Origin of the sequence: Mangrovicoccus sp. HB161399 (assembly GCF_013184745.1) — a bacterium.
Lineage (GTDB): Bacteria > Pseudomonadota > Alphaproteobacteria > Rhodobacterales > Rhodobacteraceae > Mangrovicoccus.
The window spans coordinates 1-700 of sequence record NZ_JAATVU010000288.1 but is presented as its reverse complement, the minus strand read 5'-3'; the positions used below and the strand labels follow the sequence as shown (position 1 = coordinate 700).

Sequence of the window (700 nt, the reverse complement as noted above, 5' to 3'; positions counted from 1 at the left end):
GAGCTCGAGGACGGCGTGCAGCTCTTCGCCGATCTCTGGCACGCGCCGGTGCCGCGGGTCTGCGTCGAGAACCCGGTGATGCACCGCCACGCCCGCGAGCGCATGCCGCCCGGCCTGCCCCGGCCGCAGATCGTCCAGCCATGGTGGTTCGGGGAGCGCGCCTTCAAGGCCACCGGCCTCTACCTGCGCGGCCTGCCGCCCCTGGCTGCCACCGACCGGCTGGAGCCGCCGAAGCCGGGCACCGAGGACCACAAGCGCTGGTCCGCCATCCACCGCGCGCCGCCGGGCCCGGACCGCTGGAAATTCCGCAGCCGCACCTTCGACGGCATCGCAGAGGCGATGGCCGCGCAGTGGGGTGCCGACCTTGAAAGGAGAGCCGCATGAGCACCACCGACATGATCGAAATAGAAGTCCAGATCCACCTTCGGTCGCAATCGCACATCTGGGTCAGCACCAGCGGCGAAAGGCAGGACGCCGTGCAGCTGCCGCGCAGCTCGGTCCGCATCGAGAAGACGACCGGCAGCCTCGCCATCCTGACGATCGGCGAGGACATGGCGATCGAGAAAGGGCTGATCTGATGGAGGACATGTCCCCGATCGGCGCGTTCTTCGCCGAGCTAGAGCGGAGCCTGATCCGCCACCAGCCGCCGGAGCCGGAAGACGAGCGCGCGAAAGAGACGCCGACGGACTTCCAGCGCCGG

At 69.6% G+C, this 700-nt stretch carries 1 protein-coding gene and 1 pseudogene; both read left to right on the top strand.

What is annotated here, in order from left to right:
* Positions 1-384 (top strand): annotated as a pseudogene (locus HCC78_RS32945) (hypothetical protein); the annotation flags it as partial.
* Positions 381-578, top strand: coding sequence for a hypothetical protein (locus tag HCC78_RS32940; RefSeq protein WP_172332872.1), 198 nt, complete (start codon positions 381-383; stop codon positions 576-578). The pseudogene HCC78_RS32945 and the gene HCC78_RS32940, both read left to right, overlap by 4 nt.
* Positions 579-700 lie beyond the last annotated feature (122 nt).